This is a genomic window from Photobacterium sp. J15 (assembly GCF_963870815.1).
GTDB classification, from domain to species: domain Bacteria; phylum Pseudomonadota; class Gammaproteobacteria; order Enterobacterales; family Vibrionaceae; genus Photobacterium; species Photobacterium marinum.
On record NZ_CAWMUI010000001.1, the window covers coordinates 1,721,686 to 1,735,684 of the forward strand.

At 40.9% G+C, this 13,999-nt stretch carries 15 protein-coding genes and 5 pseudogenes; 11 read left to right on the forward strand and 9 right to left on the reverse strand.

Annotated features, from left to right (window positions below; genetic code table 11):
- Position 1 precedes the first annotated feature (1 nt).
- Positions 2-2,140 (forward strand): type I secretion system permease/ATPase, encoded by a 2,139-nt coding sequence (locus AACQ93_RS07910; RefSeq protein WP_064603662.1) that lies wholly within the window; start codon positions 2-4, stop codon positions 2,138-2,140.
- 45 nt (positions 2,141-2,185) lie between these two features.
- Here the strand turns inward: AACQ93_RS07910 and AACQ93_RS07915 are convergent.
- Positions 2,186-2,369: pseudogene (locus AACQ93_RS07915) on the reverse strand (transposase); the annotation flags it as partial.
- A 118-nt stretch (positions 2,370-2,487) separates the two neighbouring features.
- Between AACQ93_RS07915 and tnpA the strand changes: the two are divergent.
- A pseudogene (tnpA, locus tag AACQ93_RS07920) lies at positions 2,488-2,923 on the forward strand (IS200/IS605 family transposase).
- 52 nt (positions 2,924-2,975) lie between these two features.
- On the opposite strand, the pseudogene AACQ93_RS07925 reads toward tnpA, so the two are convergent.
- A pseudogene (locus AACQ93_RS07925) lies at positions 2,976-3,239 on the reverse strand (transposase); the annotation flags it as partial.
- A gap of 218 nt (positions 3,240-3,457) precedes the next feature.
- On the opposite strand from AACQ93_RS07925, the gene AACQ93_RS07930 reads away from it, so the two are divergent.
- Positions 3,458-3,694, forward strand: a complete 237-nt coding sequence (locus AACQ93_RS07930) for a hypothetical protein (RefSeq protein ID WP_064603665.1) — start codon at positions 3,458-3,460, stop codon at positions 3,692-3,694.
- A gap of 512 nt (positions 3,695-4,206) precedes the next feature.
- Here the strand turns inward: AACQ93_RS07930 and AACQ93_RS07935 are convergent.
- Positions 4,207-4,440 (reverse strand): annotated as a pseudogene (locus tag AACQ93_RS07935) (IS3 family transposase); the annotation flags it as partial.
- 199 nt (positions 4,441-4,639) lie between these two features.
- Here AACQ93_RS07935 and istA point away from each other — a divergent pair.
- A pseudogene (gene istA / locus AACQ93_RS07940) lies at positions 4,640-5,504 on the forward strand (IS21 family transposase); the annotation flags it as partial.
- On the opposite strand, the gene AACQ93_RS07945 reads toward istA, so the two are convergent.
- Entirely contained in the window at positions 5,490-5,687 is a 198-nt protein-coding gene (locus tag AACQ93_RS07945; RefSeq protein WP_198160174.1) for a hypothetical protein, read from the reverse strand. The pseudogene istA and the gene AACQ93_RS07945 sit on opposite strands and share 15 nt — an antisense overlap.
- 89 nt (positions 5,688-5,776) lie before the next feature.
- On the reverse strand, positions 5,777-6,022 hold the full coding sequence (locus tag AACQ93_RS07950; RefSeq protein WP_064603671.1) for a hypothetical protein: 246 nt from the start codon (positions 6,020-6,022) through the stop codon (positions 5,777-5,779).
- 551 nt (positions 6,023-6,573) lie between these two features.
- On the opposite strand from AACQ93_RS07950, the gene AACQ93_RS07955 reads away from it, so the two are divergent.
- The 3 genes from AACQ93_RS07955 (at position 6,574) to AACQ93_RS07965 (ending at position 8,268) form a co-directional block, all read left to right on the forward strand.
- Entirely contained in the window at positions 6,574-6,726 is a 153-nt protein-coding gene (locus AACQ93_RS07955) for a hypothetical protein (protein ID WP_198160106.1), read from the forward strand.
- Between the two features lie 233 nt (positions 6,727-6,959).
- A complete protein-coding gene (locus AACQ93_RS07960; protein WP_157097528.1) occupies positions 6,960-7,370 on the forward strand; it encodes a hypothetical protein in 411 nt (136 codons plus the stop codon).
- Positions 7,371-7,695: 325 nt separating this feature from the next.
- Positions 7,696-8,268: a hypothetical protein gene (locus AACQ93_RS07965; RefSeq protein WP_064603681.1), complete on the forward strand. Its 573-nt coding sequence runs from the start codon at positions 7,696-7,698 to the stop codon at positions 8,266-8,268.
- Between the two features lie 259 nt (positions 8,269-8,527).
- Here the strand turns inward: AACQ93_RS07965 and AACQ93_RS07970 are convergent, their stop codons facing one another.
- The 3 genes from AACQ93_RS07970 to AACQ93_RS07980 all read right to left on the reverse strand — a co-directional run bounded on the left by AACQ93_RS07970 (position 8,528) and on the right by AACQ93_RS07980 (position 10,681).
- Entirely contained in the window at positions 8,528-8,962 is a 435-nt protein-coding gene (locus AACQ93_RS07970; RefSeq protein WP_064603685.1) for a MarR family winged helix-turn-helix transcriptional regulator, read from the reverse strand.
- Positions 8,959-9,579, reverse strand: a complete 621-nt coding sequence (locus tag AACQ93_RS07975) for a DJ-1/PfpI family protein (RefSeq protein WP_064603688.1) — start codon at positions 9,577-9,579, stop codon at positions 8,959-8,961. Before AACQ93_RS07975 ends, AACQ93_RS07970 begins: the two co-directional genes overlap by 4 nt.
- 220 nt (positions 9,580-9,799) lie before the next feature.
- The gene (locus tag AACQ93_RS07980) at positions 9,800-10,681 is read right to left on the reverse strand and encodes a LysR family transcriptional regulator (protein ID WP_064603691.1); all 882 of its coding nucleotides are present in this window, start codon (positions 10,679-10,681) and stop codon (positions 9,800-9,802) included.
- A 139-nt stretch (positions 10,682-10,820) separates the two neighbouring features.
- On the opposite strand from AACQ93_RS07980, the gene AACQ93_RS07985 reads away from it, so the two are divergent.
- The 3 genes from AACQ93_RS07985 to AACQ93_RS07995 all read left to right on the forward strand — a co-directional run bounded on the left by AACQ93_RS07985 (position 10,821) and on the right by AACQ93_RS07995 (position 11,970).
- A complete protein-coding gene (locus AACQ93_RS07985; protein ID WP_255377251.1) occupies positions 10,821-11,000 on the forward strand; it encodes a DUF2798 domain-containing protein in 180 nt (59 codons plus the stop codon).
- Between the two features lie 174 nt (positions 11,001-11,174).
- Positions 11,175-11,531: a MerR family transcriptional regulator gene (locus AACQ93_RS07990; RefSeq protein ID WP_064603694.1), complete on the forward strand. Its 357-nt coding sequence runs from the start codon at positions 11,175-11,177 to the stop codon at positions 11,529-11,531.
- 58 nt (positions 11,532-11,589) lie between these two features.
- Complete coding sequence (locus AACQ93_RS07995; protein ID WP_064603697.1) at positions 11,590-11,970, forward strand: carboxymuconolactone decarboxylase family protein; 381 nt, start codon at positions 11,590-11,592, stop codon at positions 11,968-11,970.
- Positions 11,971-12,082: 112 nt separating this feature from the next.
- Here the strand turns inward: AACQ93_RS07995 and AACQ93_RS08000 are convergent, their stop codons facing one another.
- Positions 12,083-12,871: an alpha/beta fold hydrolase gene (locus AACQ93_RS08000; protein ID WP_064603700.1), complete on the reverse strand. Its 789-nt coding sequence runs from the start codon at positions 12,869-12,871 to the stop codon at positions 12,083-12,085.
- Positions 12,872-13,452: 581 nt separating this feature from the next.
- Here AACQ93_RS08000 and AACQ93_RS08005 point away from each other — a divergent pair.
- Positions 13,453-13,917: a GNAT family N-acetyltransferase gene (locus AACQ93_RS08005; RefSeq protein WP_064603703.1), complete on the forward strand. Its 465-nt coding sequence runs from the start codon at positions 13,453-13,455 to the stop codon at positions 13,915-13,917.
- Positions 13,918-13,999: the final 82 nt, after the last annotated feature.

Below are 13,999 nucleotides of genomic sequence, written 5' to 3' on the forward strand. Positions count from 1 at the left end.
AATGAGGATGACTGTTCCGTTTTCTCCTGTACTGTCTGATGCGCAGACTAACTATGCATTGGAGTCTTTGATTTATGCTGCTAAATCCTATGGACAAAGTGCATCGCCAGAGCTAATGAAACATCAGCTCGGTGTGGATGACTTGTGTTTATCCGAGCTACATATACGTCAAGCGGCTTGTCAGTTAAATTTAAAAGGAAAATACCGCATTGGTGCAGGCGGAGATATATCTTATGTCCCTTTGCCAGCTTTGGTTCAAATTAAAGGTAGATGGTTTACCATAGAAACTGTAGAAGATGGCCAATGGAAAGTTTATGATGCCCAGACGGATTCAACGGTGACTAAACCCCTGCCAGAGGCAAGTCAATTAGAAATATTACCTTTTATATTTTTAGTGGAAAATAGCGTAATAAAGGCAGATGTAAAATTCGGATTAAAGTGGTTTATTCCGTCTGTGGTTAAAAATAAACACCAACTTAGAGATGTGTTTTTGGTTGCGGTAGTCATCCAGCTTATAGCCCTAGTTAGCCCGATGCTATTTTCAAATTTAATTGATAAGGTGTTAGTAAGCCGAGGTATATCGAGCTTACATGTATTAGCCTTAGCTATGTTTGGGCTTGCGATTGCAGAGCCACTTTACTCCTACATTAGAGCCTGTGCCTATGGGCACCTTTCCAGTAAAGTGAATGCTGAAATCTCTTCAAAGCTTTATCAGCATTTAACGTCTTTACCTTTAAACTATTTTAAACAAAGGCAAACGGGGCAAATTATCGCTAGAGTTCGGGAAATGGCGCAGATTCGGCAGTTTTTAACTGGCTCTGCCATTATGCTGGTGCTCGATTTGATTTTTGTTGTGGTGTTTCTTGCCGTGATGTTTCACTATGCCACAACACTGACTTGGATTGTGATTGGCTCTTTGGTGATTTACTTTGTCTTTTGGTTGACCGTAGGCCCAATGATCCGCTCAAAAGTGGTCAAGCAGTACGAAGCTGATGCAGACGCAACCAGCTTTCTAACTGAAGCGTTAACAGGTATTGAAACCATTAAGACTACAGCCACAGAGAATAGATCAGTTCAATCTTGGCAAAAAATACTGGCCTCACAGATTACCAAATCATTTTCCGCCACTAAAATGGGGCTATTGGCGAGTCAAGGTATATCTTTGGTTCAAAAGCTTACGGCAGCGATTATCTTATGGTTTGGAGTTCATGCCGTTCTTAAAGGTGAGCTTTCAATCGGAGGATTGGTGGCGTTTAACATGCTGTCGGGTCATGTGACTCAACCCATTTTAAGGCTTGCTCAGGTGTGGCAAGATTTTCAGCATACCCTGATTGCATTGAGACGAATTGGTGACATTTTGGATGAGCCTCAAGAGCAAAGCTCTGATGGTTTAGCCTCTGTCCCTGAACTGTCAGGGAGTATCGAATTTAATCATGTGCGTTTCCGCTATTCTCCCGATACTCCAGAAGTGTTATCTGATCTTTCTTTTAAAGCCAATGCTGGGGAATTTATTGGTATTACAGGCCCATCGGGTTCAGGTAAAAGCACCATTACACGACTATTACAACGGCTTCATACTCCACAACATGGACAAGTACTTATTGATGGTATGGACTTAGCTATTGCTGATCCGGTGACATTGAGACAGAACATGAGTATTGTATTACAAGAAAGTGTGTTGTTTGCAGGAACCGTTGAAGAAAATATTCGCATTTGTAAGCCAAGTGCTACTAATGAGGAAGTATGGGAAGCCGCCCGTTTAGCTGGAGCTTATGATTTTATCGAAGCCCTGCCTAAAGGTTTTGCAACACTAGTAGGTGAAAAGGGGTCAATGCTTTCAGGTGGTCAAAGGCAGCGTATTGCTTTAGCCAGAGCTTTAATCGTGAATCCTCGCATTCTAATTTTAGATGAAGCGACGAGTGCATTGGATTACGAGTCCGAAGCGGCGATCATGGCTAATTTAGATAACATTACTAAGCAACGAACGGTGGTAAGCATAGCGCACAGACTTAATACTATAAAAAATGCAGACAGGATTTTAGTTGTTGATGATGGAAGGGTTATAGAGACGGGGGTACACCATGAGCTTGTCAACCAAAAAGGGGTTTATGGTAAACTTTGGCAACAACAAACTTTTTAGGTTGGAATATATATTCAATATTAATTGCTTAACCTTATTTGATTACTACCGAACCTCAGCTAGCTTAAGAAGGCACTGAGGCATCGGTGCAGTTTGAATGCTTGTATATTAGCTGTTCAAGCATATTCTCTAAATTAAACTAGCGATTAAACTTAAAGGAGAACTCAGCAATATAACGCGGAAAGTGCTTTTTGTTGATTGAATGATAAGTTCCATGCAATGAGTTTTTATTGGCATTCTAAAACCACCTCCTATGGAGGTGGTGATCGTTCCTAGGGCTATGCCGTTAAGGCGCTCATGTTAAAAATATCCAAGTTTGCAACCAGCAAATCAAGGAGATAGATAACATTAGCAGATATGATTCAAGTTCGCATTCGTTCTACAGGTGTCAGTATCACATAGTTTGGACACCAAAATATAGATTCAAGATTTTTAGCCAAGGAAGTCTATAGGTCAATCTACGTCTATTGCAGCATGAAAAAATGTAAGGTTGTTGAGTTAAATGTTCAAATAGACCATGTTCACTTAGTAGTTAGAACACCACCCACAATCAGCGTTTCAGAACTGGTCGGCTTTGTTAAAGGTCGGACTGCAATTCGCTTGTTCGCGAAATTTCCATACCTCAGAAAAAATAAGTTATGGGGAAATCACTTTTGGCAGAGAGACTATTTTGCAGATTCGGTCGGAGCGAACGAAGCGATAATTCGAAGATATGTAAGACACCAAGATCGTGTGGCAAAGGAAGAGGCCGAGCGTCAGATGCAACTAGGATTAGAAAATTAACAGTAGCCCCCTTTTAGGGGCAGTTTCAAAGCCACCCGCTTCGCGGGTGGATTTTTACATTGCTAATTATTGTGTTAACCCACTTGAAATCGGATGATTCTATGCAATCGGCTCCACCGCCAGTTACAATTGTACGGTGAAAGCTTTTTGCATCTCCGATACCACGAAAACAGGCTAGCCCATCAGAAATAATTAGTGATGTAGACAGTAAGTGAGCTTTAGCACAACGAGTAAGTTTTGCTTTCTTAAATCCATCAACAGCGGTAAAACGTATTTGTATCGGGTGACCGTCTTTGTTCATTGATAGGGCAGCAATAACAAAGTTCAGAACTATGCCAAGTGTAGGGGGGGGGCGATTACGCCTTCATTAGTAATAGATTTTCAAGGTGCGAAGGAAGATTATTATCACGCGCTAAATCTTCAAAAAAACATTTGAATTAAAGGTGTAGGAATTTAAGTTTTCTTTTTGATGTCAAGTCTTTTTGTTAAATTGGTTCTTATTAGACTAAATGTTGGTTTGAATGAGGGTAGGTTATGGGTAAGTACTTTTATAATGATGAAAAAATTAGAATCATTAGCTTAAATGCAATTCAAAATCTACAAGAGATAGCTGGTAGCTTTACAGGAAAGATGGTTGCAGAAATGCGTAAGTTTTTGAATGGAGCTGTTTTGGATCTGGATATGGAAAATCTTACGGAGAGCGATTTTCAGAAATTTAAGTTTCTTGTTGATGATAAAAGTGAAGAGGTTTTTACAAAGTATAATTTGTAGTCTTTTTTGAACTACCTGACTTTTATATTCGGCCTAAATTTTTGATTTTTCATCACTTCGTGATAATTAGGCGAAATCATTTAACTCTATGTGGCACCTGCAATTGATTCTATCGCTTGCTGTTATCTGCTAGTCGAGTGGATAGAGTGATGCCTCAGCATGAAATTGCTGAAGCATCAAGTTTGATTAGAGAGTTACAGTGAAAGTAGTATTCATTGCTTTATAAATAGTATACTAATTAGTGTGTTAAAGCAGTAATGCTACGCTGTTCAAATGCAAGTTTAAAATTTAGCATTAGTTACTTCAAAATTTTCGCCTAATTGATCATAGAGCTAATCTGAAAGTGAACTTTTGTGTCCGCCGACTTTTTTAACTTCAGCTATGAAAAACACCTTCTTAAGTCCTTTTCAGTAATTATTCTTCTGTTGTAATATTAAAGGCGATTAATTAAAGGTAAACTTGTTGTACCTATAGTTTCGGCGTTTTTCAAGGTAGTTGTCGCCTAATCATGTTTAAGCAGCTTGTTCCAGCTGCTCGTTGGTATCTGGTTTCTCCGGGTTAAGCATAACCGGCCCAGCAGGTTCGCATTTCCTTATTTCACCTGACCAACGCTCTGGGTTTCTTGTCTTCGCTTGCTCGAAGACTGTCTTTCTTTTTGCCAAGATTTCAGCATCCTCGTTACGATGACGTTGCCCTGGAGTCACGAAGCCTATTCGACTGTGGCGATGTTCTTCGTTGTACCACTGCGTATTCCGGCCCATGCTGAACACTCATTCCGGTTCAATGTGAACACCTATTCTGGTTTAACGTGAACACCCATTCCGGACTCAATGTGAACACTTTTGCTCACATTTCCGGAATCACTGTTCACGTTCCGCCGGAATCCCTTTCAACGTATTGATCTTCAACTTATTTGGTAACCTGTTTCCTATTTGGAGCAGGACTATGCCAGCAAAGAGGATTGCAATGCGTAAAATTCGAGACGTACTCAGGCTGAAACTGGATGCCAGGTTGTCGATTCGGCAAATCAGCGCAAGCACAAAAGTCAGCGTTGGTGCTATCCAGAAACTGCTCCAGAAAGCACAAGCACTGAATTTGACTTGGCGCTTCCTGATTCACTGACAGATGAGCAACTGGCCCAACTGTTTTACCCCGAAGCCGATACGCGGGCCTCGAGCCGATATCAGGTTCCCGACTGGGCTGCTGTCCATCAAGAGCTGAAACGCAAGGGGATCACCAAGCAACTGTTGTGGGAAGAATATACTCAGCAATACCCCAACCGCTGTTACAGCTACTCGCAGTTCTGTGACCGTTACCTTCATTGGAATAAGCAGCAAAGACGCTCCATGAAACAGCTGCATAAGGCCGGGGAAAAGTGCTTTATCGACTACTGCGGCCAGACGGTTCCCATTATCTGCCAGAGCACCGGTGAAGTCCGGCATGCCCAGGTGTTCGTTGCGGTTCTTGGCGCATCCAACTATACTTATGCGGAAGCCACAGAGTCCCAGTCATTACCGGACTGGCTGCAAAGCCATGTTCAGGCATTCGAGTTCTTCGGTGGTACACCGGAGATGTTGATCCCCGACAACCTGCGCAGTGGCGTCAGCAAGGCATGTCGTTATGATCCGGAACTCAACCCGAGTTATCAGCAGCTTGCTGAACACTACCAAATCGCCGTCATGCCTGCTCGCCCTTATAAGCCCAAGGATAAAGCCAAGGCTGAAGTAGGTGTGCAAGTCGTCGAACGCTGGATCTGGCACGCCTGCGTCACCACAGCTTCTTCTCACTGGCTGAGTTAAACCAGTGCATCAGTGTAGATCGATTGCTCTTCAAATGGTTCGGTATTAACGTTGCGTCGTAGATAGTCAGTTCCTCCATCGACCATGTAGGTTTCGCCGTTTGCATTAATGTGAGTGACATAGTCGTGTCGATGTCTGCTAATCAAAATTGTGCTGTCTGGTGTTGTGTTCCGCTTTAGAACGATATGTTTCATGTGAGGGCCTCGCTTAATTATGGCTAACTTATTAATTTTATGGACAAGTGTGGAGCCGGACGATCTAGATCCACCATTGACGAGTGTTGCTAACACTTTTCCCGGACACATGTATTCCAGCTCATTCCCTTTGGCCTGGACTCTTCATCACCAAATTCAAAGTGAAGATGATTCGGCTTGGAAAAATTTCTTACCGTACAAACTCCCCAAGACCAACATTCGGCATACCCTTTATCTTGATCTTTCATCATTTCTAGCTCAGCTTCCATCAGTTCATGGAGGGCTTCAATGTAGCGAGGAGTCAGTTTGATTTTCAGGTTGTGATATCTAGCCATTTCTGTGCAACCTCAGAATTTACTCTATACTGTGCTTATATACAGCATAGGTTCATAGATTGAAGAATCGCAATTGGAGGCAGTCAGTATGGACATACCAAATGTGTTGAATCTTGAACATACGCTCTCTGTGCCTAGCGGTTTTGAATTAACACTTGTGTTGCATGAATATGGCCTTTACGTCAGCCAAAGTCAGCTCGTAACGAATTGGTATGATTTTCGATTGTTAGCTCTGACAATAGCCTTTTCCCGACAGGGCGAGACTCGAAGGTTTATGTACTCATTACCCAAGCAATCTGATTTATTTGATCTTCAATTTTCATTTCAATTGTGTGTACACCAGACCTGCAGTGGTGGGTTTCAGCCTTCTCGAGTCCAGATTTCGTATTCATTTGTTGATGACGATGATGCACGAGAAACAATCTATAACTTTTGGATAGAGCTGTTGAAGCAGGTGAAATGCCTGGAGGGTATAAAGAAGGTGGAGATATAAAAGAGTACCAACTGAGTACTGTTTTTATTACTTAGAAAGCATTGGTGCGGGGCGTATTATGATTAAACCTGACGGGCGTGTTTACACACCAGATGGATGGACGATCTTCCATATTAACAACAATGGTGCTCATACCTATAAAGTGTTGGGTACGTGGAGTGGCGGGTATCTCAATGGCGCCTTTCATCTGGCACTGAAGATTTTAATCTGATATATGATGCAACCATCGGCTTGTTTGTATCAGAGCAGTTGAGCGGTTCTACGTACCACCTCAGCGAGCTGGGTATCAGCGTTACAATGCTTACGGAACAGTTATTCTCCAACGGACAAGAAATTCTTTTGAAATGGCGCCTCTTGGAATAGAGATTTCTTTGCTGAAATTGAGGATTAGCGAGGATGGATTGGTTACCAATCCTGTTGAGATCTTAGATGAGGTAGGTAGCTATGAACGTTATTACACCAGACCCTGAATCGAGGGGTCATAAGCCTGATGCCTGGATTATATTACGGCTCACTCAAAAGGGGGAGGTATCATATCGGCTTTTTGTATCGTGGCGCGGAAATATTGGTCTTCAAGATCGATGTCGTATGTCATCGGGAGCTGATAATCTGGACGAAATGATTAAAAGAGATGATGGCTGTTTCGTATGGCCACAGACATCAGGTTCAATATATGTACTGTTGCCTTATGCTCAAGGTTTTGTGGGCTTAAACGGTGATCGAATGCTTCAGAGTATTATGTGTAACCCACAACTTCATTTTTCACCAGGCACTGTGGTTGAACAGTTAAGTGCACTTAAAGACTCAAACGGTTTAGTTCAATATCCGATGGTATTTGCAAATGATGTGCATTAGAACTCGGAAGTGAATAATGACTGTAGAAAATCCCTACAAGTATTACCTTTACCGGGTGTATTTGTATTGATTATGTAAATACTTTAAGAGGAACGGTAACCTATGAATAAGTACTAACTGACTTTTGCCCTTTTTCGTGCTAGCTGCTATTGAGCCCCCTTATGAACCAAGCCCAGCTTTCCTAATACCTGTAATGTGTTTAATGACGTGGGGTCTTACCATGGTTCACTTAAACCCAGAAAGAGAAGCATCTTAATAAGTGAGCGAATGATGGCAACTACAAAAAACGCTTGAACAAACTGACTATAGAAAGGCGATAACTACCATGTATAACATAAAACCAATAATTACGGCGCTTATTGATACCGCATCCCTCTTAGAAAAGCATTTATGCATCTACAACCCTGTAATGAACCGTGATAAGAATGGGGTTCCAGAGGCGAATCTGACCTTGCAGTTTGCTCACCAGTGTTTGAAAAATGGCTGGCTGGTTTATCCTGAGACCAGCAATATTAAGCAAAATACCAATACCCATAATCCGATCAGAGTCGACTTACATGTGATATGTCCAGGGCAGTTCATGCTAACCGTCGAATCGAAGAAATTTTATTCTTCGGAGAAGGGCAAAGAAATAATTTCAGATTATACGCGAGCACAGTCTATTGAATACTGCCACAAACACGACAGTTTACCGCATTTTGTTTTAATGTTAGCGATAACGGAAAACTCTGACTACGAGGACTGGTGGCGTAAGAGTGAAAACTGGAACAATGAGTCTGAAACATGGAAAGAGCTTGCTGGTATTTTGCAAAGTGACCGTATGGTCAAATCGTCTTTACCGATGCATGAAGACAAAAAAACGCATCACTTACTGTATGCCATTTCAAAAGTTCGCTGAGTGAGATAGCTAGTTCGAGAAGTTGACGGTTTTCGGTGCTTTACATTGAGCCAGCATAGCGTGTTTTTGCCCCATTCCGCATTAGTGTGATTACTCAGTGGCAAATAGTGCCACTGAAATCACAGTACATTTTCTCATGACTGGCGGCTCAGTATCGGTGATTGAAAACTCCCAATAATGAGCGATGCGCAAAAAAACTCGTCAGTCTAACTATTGCATAGTTATTCTTGAGCCGACCGTTGACTATAGCTCATACCGATTAAAGGCTTTTCATTGCGGTTGATAGTTCAGTTATGGCTTTGACCATTTCAGCTACTTTTTCCTTCCCAACCGTATCAATTAGTTGCTCCGCATATGCTGTATGAAATGGTCTGATTTTTGACAGAGCATTATGACCTTTAGGTGTTAGCCGAAGTAGCATAGCCTTTTGATGAGATGGGTTTGCTAATGTTTCTAACATACCTTCTTCGATAAGCTGTTTGCTGGTTCTCTGAACACTTTGACGTGTGATCCCCATTTGACGTGCGACTTCAGCTTGTGTGAGAGGGTTATTCACAAGAGCGCCCAACACTTGCCAGCGAGTTGCGGTGAGACCGGCCTGAGAAGCAATATTCTCAGCTATTGACAAAAACTGACCATTTAAAGAAAAAACCGTCAGAGCTAAGGTACTAAGATCTTGCTTTGGGTCACTCATTTGGAGGCTTTCTCCATTAGATCGTAAAATCCAGTTATATCCCGCTGCTCAAACAATTTTACCCAAGAATTTAGCGTATCTTTAGAATAGATCTCTAGCTTCTTAAATATTTCTGCTGCAAAAGCAATAGGTTCAATACCACTTGCTGTAATGAGATAGTCTGTCGAAACAACTGGCTTTTGAACATAGTTCTGGCTTCCTACATACCCCGTCATTTTCAGAAACTCTTTCGCGTTACTCGTATGCAGCACCTTATCAAGGAGACCTCTCCGAGCCAGTGCAGCGGTAGCACCGCATATAGCAGCTACGCAGATACGATTATCAATAAAGCACTTAGCAGCTTCTACAAAATCATCGATACCTCCTGTCGCAGCATTATCTGAGCCACAAAGAATAAGCATTTTACCTTCAGAGGTGCTCAGTTCCTGAAGTGTCAAATCTGGTACTACGGTTAATCCGCCTTTCGTTTTGATTGATTCCTTGGTTCGGCCTACAGTCTTTACCTCAAATCTCTCAGGGGTTATTTGAAATTCTGGTGAGTTTATATGGGCTAAAACATATCCATACTCCCAGTCAGAGATACCATCATATATAGCTAAGTAAACAACATCTTTCATAACGTACATCTCAATAATGACAACGAGCTTACATTGTGTCAGCGTGCTGTCGTTAATTCAAGGTAAGTGTCAGGACTTTTGAGAGATTACATATGCTTGATTTCTCCCAATTCCTTTCATTTTGGGCTACGTGAAGTTCAAATTTGCAAATTTATTCCTTACTAACTTGGACGATATGACATATTGTTTATCGATGAATATTTGCTAAGTTTGATATGCTTTAAAAGATGGTATTGTTCTTCAAGTAATCTATGAGTCTTGAAGCCCTTGTACTAAGAAGTTGGCGCCTGTACCAGATGGCATAAACATCACGATTTTTGCCATGCCAATTAGGTAGAACTCTGATCAATTTGCCTGATTCAAGCTCATCTTTTACTTCTGTTAGAGGAATTAATGTTATGCCGAGGCCATTAACAGCAAACTGCTTAGCAACATTAAGATCATTGATCAGCACACGACGAGAAACAGGTTTGTAACAGATATTCTCTGATAGGTGGGAGTTGTGATAAAGCTCCCATGTAGTTAAGGGTTCAACAACAATAACTTTCACCTTTTCAAGATCTTTTGGCTCTTCAAGTTTATCAACAGATTGTAGATAGACAGGACTTGCCACAAGTACCGTTTTGATGGTTCCAATTTTAAGTTGTGTTAAATTGGAATCTTCCTGCTTTCCAACACGAATAGCCATATCAGCATTTGACGAATAAAAACTGGTAAGCGCATTACTTAATTCCAGCTCTAATTCAATTTTAGGATTTTCTTTCAGATAGTTAGATAGGGGTTCATGTATACAGCTTGCAACCAAATTGGTGGGTGCTAACAGTTTGATATGACCTTTATCACCAGAAACATCGTCTCTCAGCTCATTTGCTATGGAGTCGAGAGAGTTAACATGAAAACGGGCGTTCTCGTATAGCTTTCTGCCTTCTCTGGTCATTTCAAAAGTGTGGCTATTTCTGCTCAATAGCTTACAACTAAATTCATCTTCTAGGTTTCTGATTCGTCTGCCTATTGTAGATGATGGGATATTAAGTTGTTTACTTGCTGATTTGAAACTTCCCGCTTCTATAACCGCGACAAACAGTGAGATATTGTCATGCATACTAAAGAACCATATTTGGGTTTTAAAGGCTCATTTTGAACCATAGAAATCATTTATGCTTATCACTATAGTTTTTTGTAAACAGTCAAGCAACTTAAGAGGCTAGCATATGAAACATCGTATTTTGTTTACCGTAATCATGTCTTTCTTTTTATCGTCACTAATGACTTTATGGGTTACGTACATAAACTTAGGGAGTACATCAGAGTTTTTAAATTTATGGGGGCATGCTTTTTTATTGGCGTGGCCAGCAGCAGGAGTAATCTCTTTCTTTATTTCACCTCTGGCACAGACGATAACCAAGAAAGTGCTTCAATAATGATATACCACTTCTTCAAGGGCTTGCTTGCCCCTTGATGATTTCGTCCCAGAACCTTTCATGACGCAACGTTTCACGTTAGGTCTTAAAGTGCATATCAGTTCAAAATAGATAAACGCTGGATTCTTTTGTCTGTAGAATGAAAGTGAGTCAAGTCTTGCTAGGTTATAGACAATGAATATAAAAAGGTTTTCTGAATTAGTCGGAGTGTCGGCGTATACACTCCGCTATTACGAAAAAGTCGGGCTACTCAGAAATATTAAACGTGACGCCAGTGGTCATAGGTTCTATACACAGAGTGATATTGAATGGGTCAGGTTTATTGTTCGCCTAAAAGATACAGGAATGGAGCTAGAGGGAATTAAGCAATATGCCGATTTACGAGAGGTAGGTGATGGTACTTTGCAACAAAGGAAACAACTTCTGGAGCAGCACCGTTCTAAATTGAAATCCGACATCGAATTTCAACTAGCGCACCTTAAAGCTCTTGACGGCAAAATTGCTTTCTACGAAGAAAAAATTTCTTCTTGACTTAGAGTTAGCTCTAACTAGTAGCCTGCTGCTATTAAACCATACAGAGGGCTAGGAAATGAGCAATATAAGATACGAAATTGGTTTCGAGCAACTGAGTAAGATTGATGGGGAAGCTGGACATAAGGTAGTTGATAGTCTTAAAGACGTTTGCCCAGATCTGGCAAAATACACGATTGAATATCCATTTGGTGATATCTACAGTCGAAATGGATTAGATTTGAAATCCAGAGAGATCGCAACGGTTGCCGCATTAACCGCTTTGGGAAATTGCCAGCCACAACTAAAAGTTCATCTTCACGCCGCTCTTAATGTTGGCTGTACCGAAGAGGAAATAAAAGAGGTGGTTCTTCAGATGTCAGTTTATGCAGGTTTTCCCGCGGCGTTAAACGGTATGTTCGTTGTCAAGGAGGTATTGGCTGAACGCTTAGCTGATTAAGGCAGGGCCATATTGAAGAGAAACGAACTAAGATTTCGGAATGCTATATTTTTGCTCATGACATGTTACATAGAAGCCATGAGCAAAACTTCCCATAAGTTAGCATTAGTACTCATAACACTTGCAGAGAATCTATAGCGCTAGCTATAGCAGATGCTAGCCCTTCGGGGTTTTCCCATGCCATTGAATGTCCAGCATGAGGAACTACTTCAACTCGAACTCCATTACAAGGCAATTTTTCAAAATCACTGTCAGGTAGGGAGTCACTCCCAAAAAGGTAAGTTTTTGGAACATCGAGTGAATATAAAATCTCTCGCCAACTTGGATTACTTCCATTGATTAAAGAAACAGATTCACGATAAATGGCTTGAGGAAGGCTTATATTCAAACTCAATGCCCAACAAATTTCTGAAGTACCACTTTCTGCATTGTTTTGTGATATAAGGCTATTGTGTCCAAAACTCACATAATCATCTTCAGTCATAGCTGCGATTTTTTGACTAAACATTCCGCCGCCACTGTCTAAATTTGATTCAGATAAGATTATCCCTTTAATAGCTGGTTGCATAAAGTTTGCAAGCTCTAGGGCAATAGCTCCTCCCATGCTGTGGGCATAGAGATAGAACTCACCTAATCCTAGGTTAGTTAGGAATTCTTGCAAATACTCTACGTGTGCACTTATTTCATAGCTGAACGATCGTGGTTTATCGCTAAATCCTGAACCGATGAGATCGACCAATATCCTTCTATGGTTGTTCAGTTGACCGATAGTCGCTACAGCAGGGTAATCAAATGAAGAAGCACACCCTAATCCATGAATAAAGACAATTGGAGTATTGTCTCCAGAAAGGTCTTGATAGCAAAGGCGTGCCCCGATTTCTTCAATATAATAATGCTTCATAATAAATACACTGGTGAAAATGCCAAAAGCTATTCAATACTGTTTATATAAACAGTGTCGGTTGTTTCTGTCAAGCACCACAATACGTTGTTAAAGTTAATTTACATAATAATACTTACCAGTAGTGCTATTATGCAGTTTAGCGATCATTTGGATCGCTTGCTTGATGAAAGATATTGTCCAGAACTTAGCAAAAACGGCACGCCATGAAGTGGCACCGCTCTGTTGTTTGGGATACGAGAAGTTATCTGATGGCTGTATTCTGGATGATTTACCCTAAGGAGCTTTTGTCCAGCTTCGTGCCAGACGCATACTCTGGCACACTAATTTGCTGCATACATCAGTTAATATAAATACTCAGCGCAGATTATTGTTATGAGTTTTACAAGACATTTTCCAATATCAGCGACTGAATTACGGTGCTCAGAAACTCCTGATTGTATGTGTGTCACAATTAGTCGGTGCTGATGTTCTTATTGCATAGGTATTCTAGAAACACACGCTAAATATGAAGTTGCTATACACTAATATGGTTAACGGGTAAGATTGCTATTCTCAAGGGGTAACTAGTAGCTAACACCATGATAAAAATACGAAACTACGAAAGAAAAGATGCACATGTAACATGGGATCTAAAGTTTCAAACCATTCGAAATATCAACATCCGTGACTACTCATCAGAACAAGTTGCAGCATGGGCTCCCGCTAACTTTGATATGGATGTTTGGCTAAAACGGGTCGATGACATAAAGCCATTTATTGCCGAAATAAATGGTCAAGTCGTCGGTTTCGCCGATTTACAACAAGATGGCTATATTGACCACTTTTTCTGTCATGCAGATTACCAAGGTATTGGCGTTGGTAGAGCATTGATGGAGTATATATTCTCTACTGGGAGATCAAATGGTGTATCACGCTATTACTCCGTAGTTAGTCTAACTGCTCGACCATTCTATGAGCGCTATGGATTCCGCGTAGTTAAAGAGCAGCAAATGGAAGTGAATGGGCTGCTATTAACCAATTTTGTTATGGAAAAAGTTAGTTAATAAAATGACTCAAATACAACAGAAATGATCGTTGTTTTGTACTACTAAAACTGAACAAAAAACAAAGTTAAGTAACTTTCCC

What these genes read in the sequence shown, in the direction of transcription:
- AACQ93_RS07910 (WP_064603662.1), top strand. Translation starts at nt 2, where the DNA reads ATGAGGATGACTGTTCCGTTTTCTCCTGTACTGTCTGATGCGCAGACT.
- AACQ93_RS07930 (WP_064603665.1), top strand. Translation starts at nt 3,458, where the DNA reads ATGGGTAAGTACTTTTATAATGATGAAAAAATTAGAATCATTAGCTTA.
- AACQ93_RS07945 (WP_198160174.1), bottom strand. Translation starts at nt 5,687, where the DNA reads ATGAAACATATCGTTCTAAAGCGGAACACAACACCAGACAGCACAATT.
- AACQ93_RS07950 (WP_064603671.1), bottom strand. Translation starts at nt 6,022, where the DNA reads ATGGCTAGATATCACAACCTGAAAATCAAACTGACTCCTCGCTACATT.
- AACQ93_RS07955 (WP_198160106.1), top strand. Translation starts at nt 6,574, where the DNA reads ATGATTAAACCTGACGGGCGTGTTTACACACCAGATGGATGGACGATC.
- AACQ93_RS07960 (WP_157097528.1), top strand. Translation starts at nt 6,960, where the DNA reads ATGAACGTTATTACACCAGACCCTGAATCGAGGGGTCATAAGCCTGAT.
- AACQ93_RS07965 (WP_064603681.1), top strand. Translation starts at nt 7,696, where the DNA reads ATGTATAACATAAAACCAATAATTACGGCGCTTATTGATACCGCATCC.
- AACQ93_RS07970 (WP_064603685.1), bottom strand. Translation starts at nt 8,962, where the DNA reads ATGAGTGACCCAAAGCAAGATCTTAGTACCTTAGCTCTGACGGTTTTT.
- AACQ93_RS07975 (WP_064603688.1), bottom strand. Translation starts at nt 9,579, where the DNA reads ATGAAAGATGTTGTTTACTTAGCTATATATGATGGTATCTCTGACTGG.
- AACQ93_RS07980 (WP_064603691.1), bottom strand. Translation starts at nt 10,681, where the DNA reads ATGCATGACAATATCTCACTGTTTGTCGCGGTTATAGAAGCGGGAAGT.
- AACQ93_RS07985 (WP_255377251.1), top strand. Translation starts at nt 10,821, where the DNA reads ATGTCTTTCTTTTTATCGTCACTAATGACTTTATGGGTTACGTACATA.
- AACQ93_RS07990 (WP_064603694.1), top strand. Translation starts at nt 11,175, where the DNA reads ATGAATATAAAAAGGTTTTCTGAATTAGTCGGAGTGTCGGCGTATACA.
- AACQ93_RS07995 (WP_064603697.1), top strand. Translation starts at nt 11,590, where the DNA reads ATGAGCAATATAAGATACGAAATTGGTTTCGAGCAACTGAGTAAGATT.
- AACQ93_RS08000 (WP_064603700.1), bottom strand. Translation starts at nt 12,871, where the DNA reads ATGAAGCATTATTATATTGAAGAAATCGGGGCACGCCTTTGCTATCAA.
- AACQ93_RS08005 (WP_064603703.1), top strand. Translation starts at nt 13,453, where the DNA reads ATGATAAAAATACGAAACTACGAAAGAAAAGATGCACATGTAACATGG.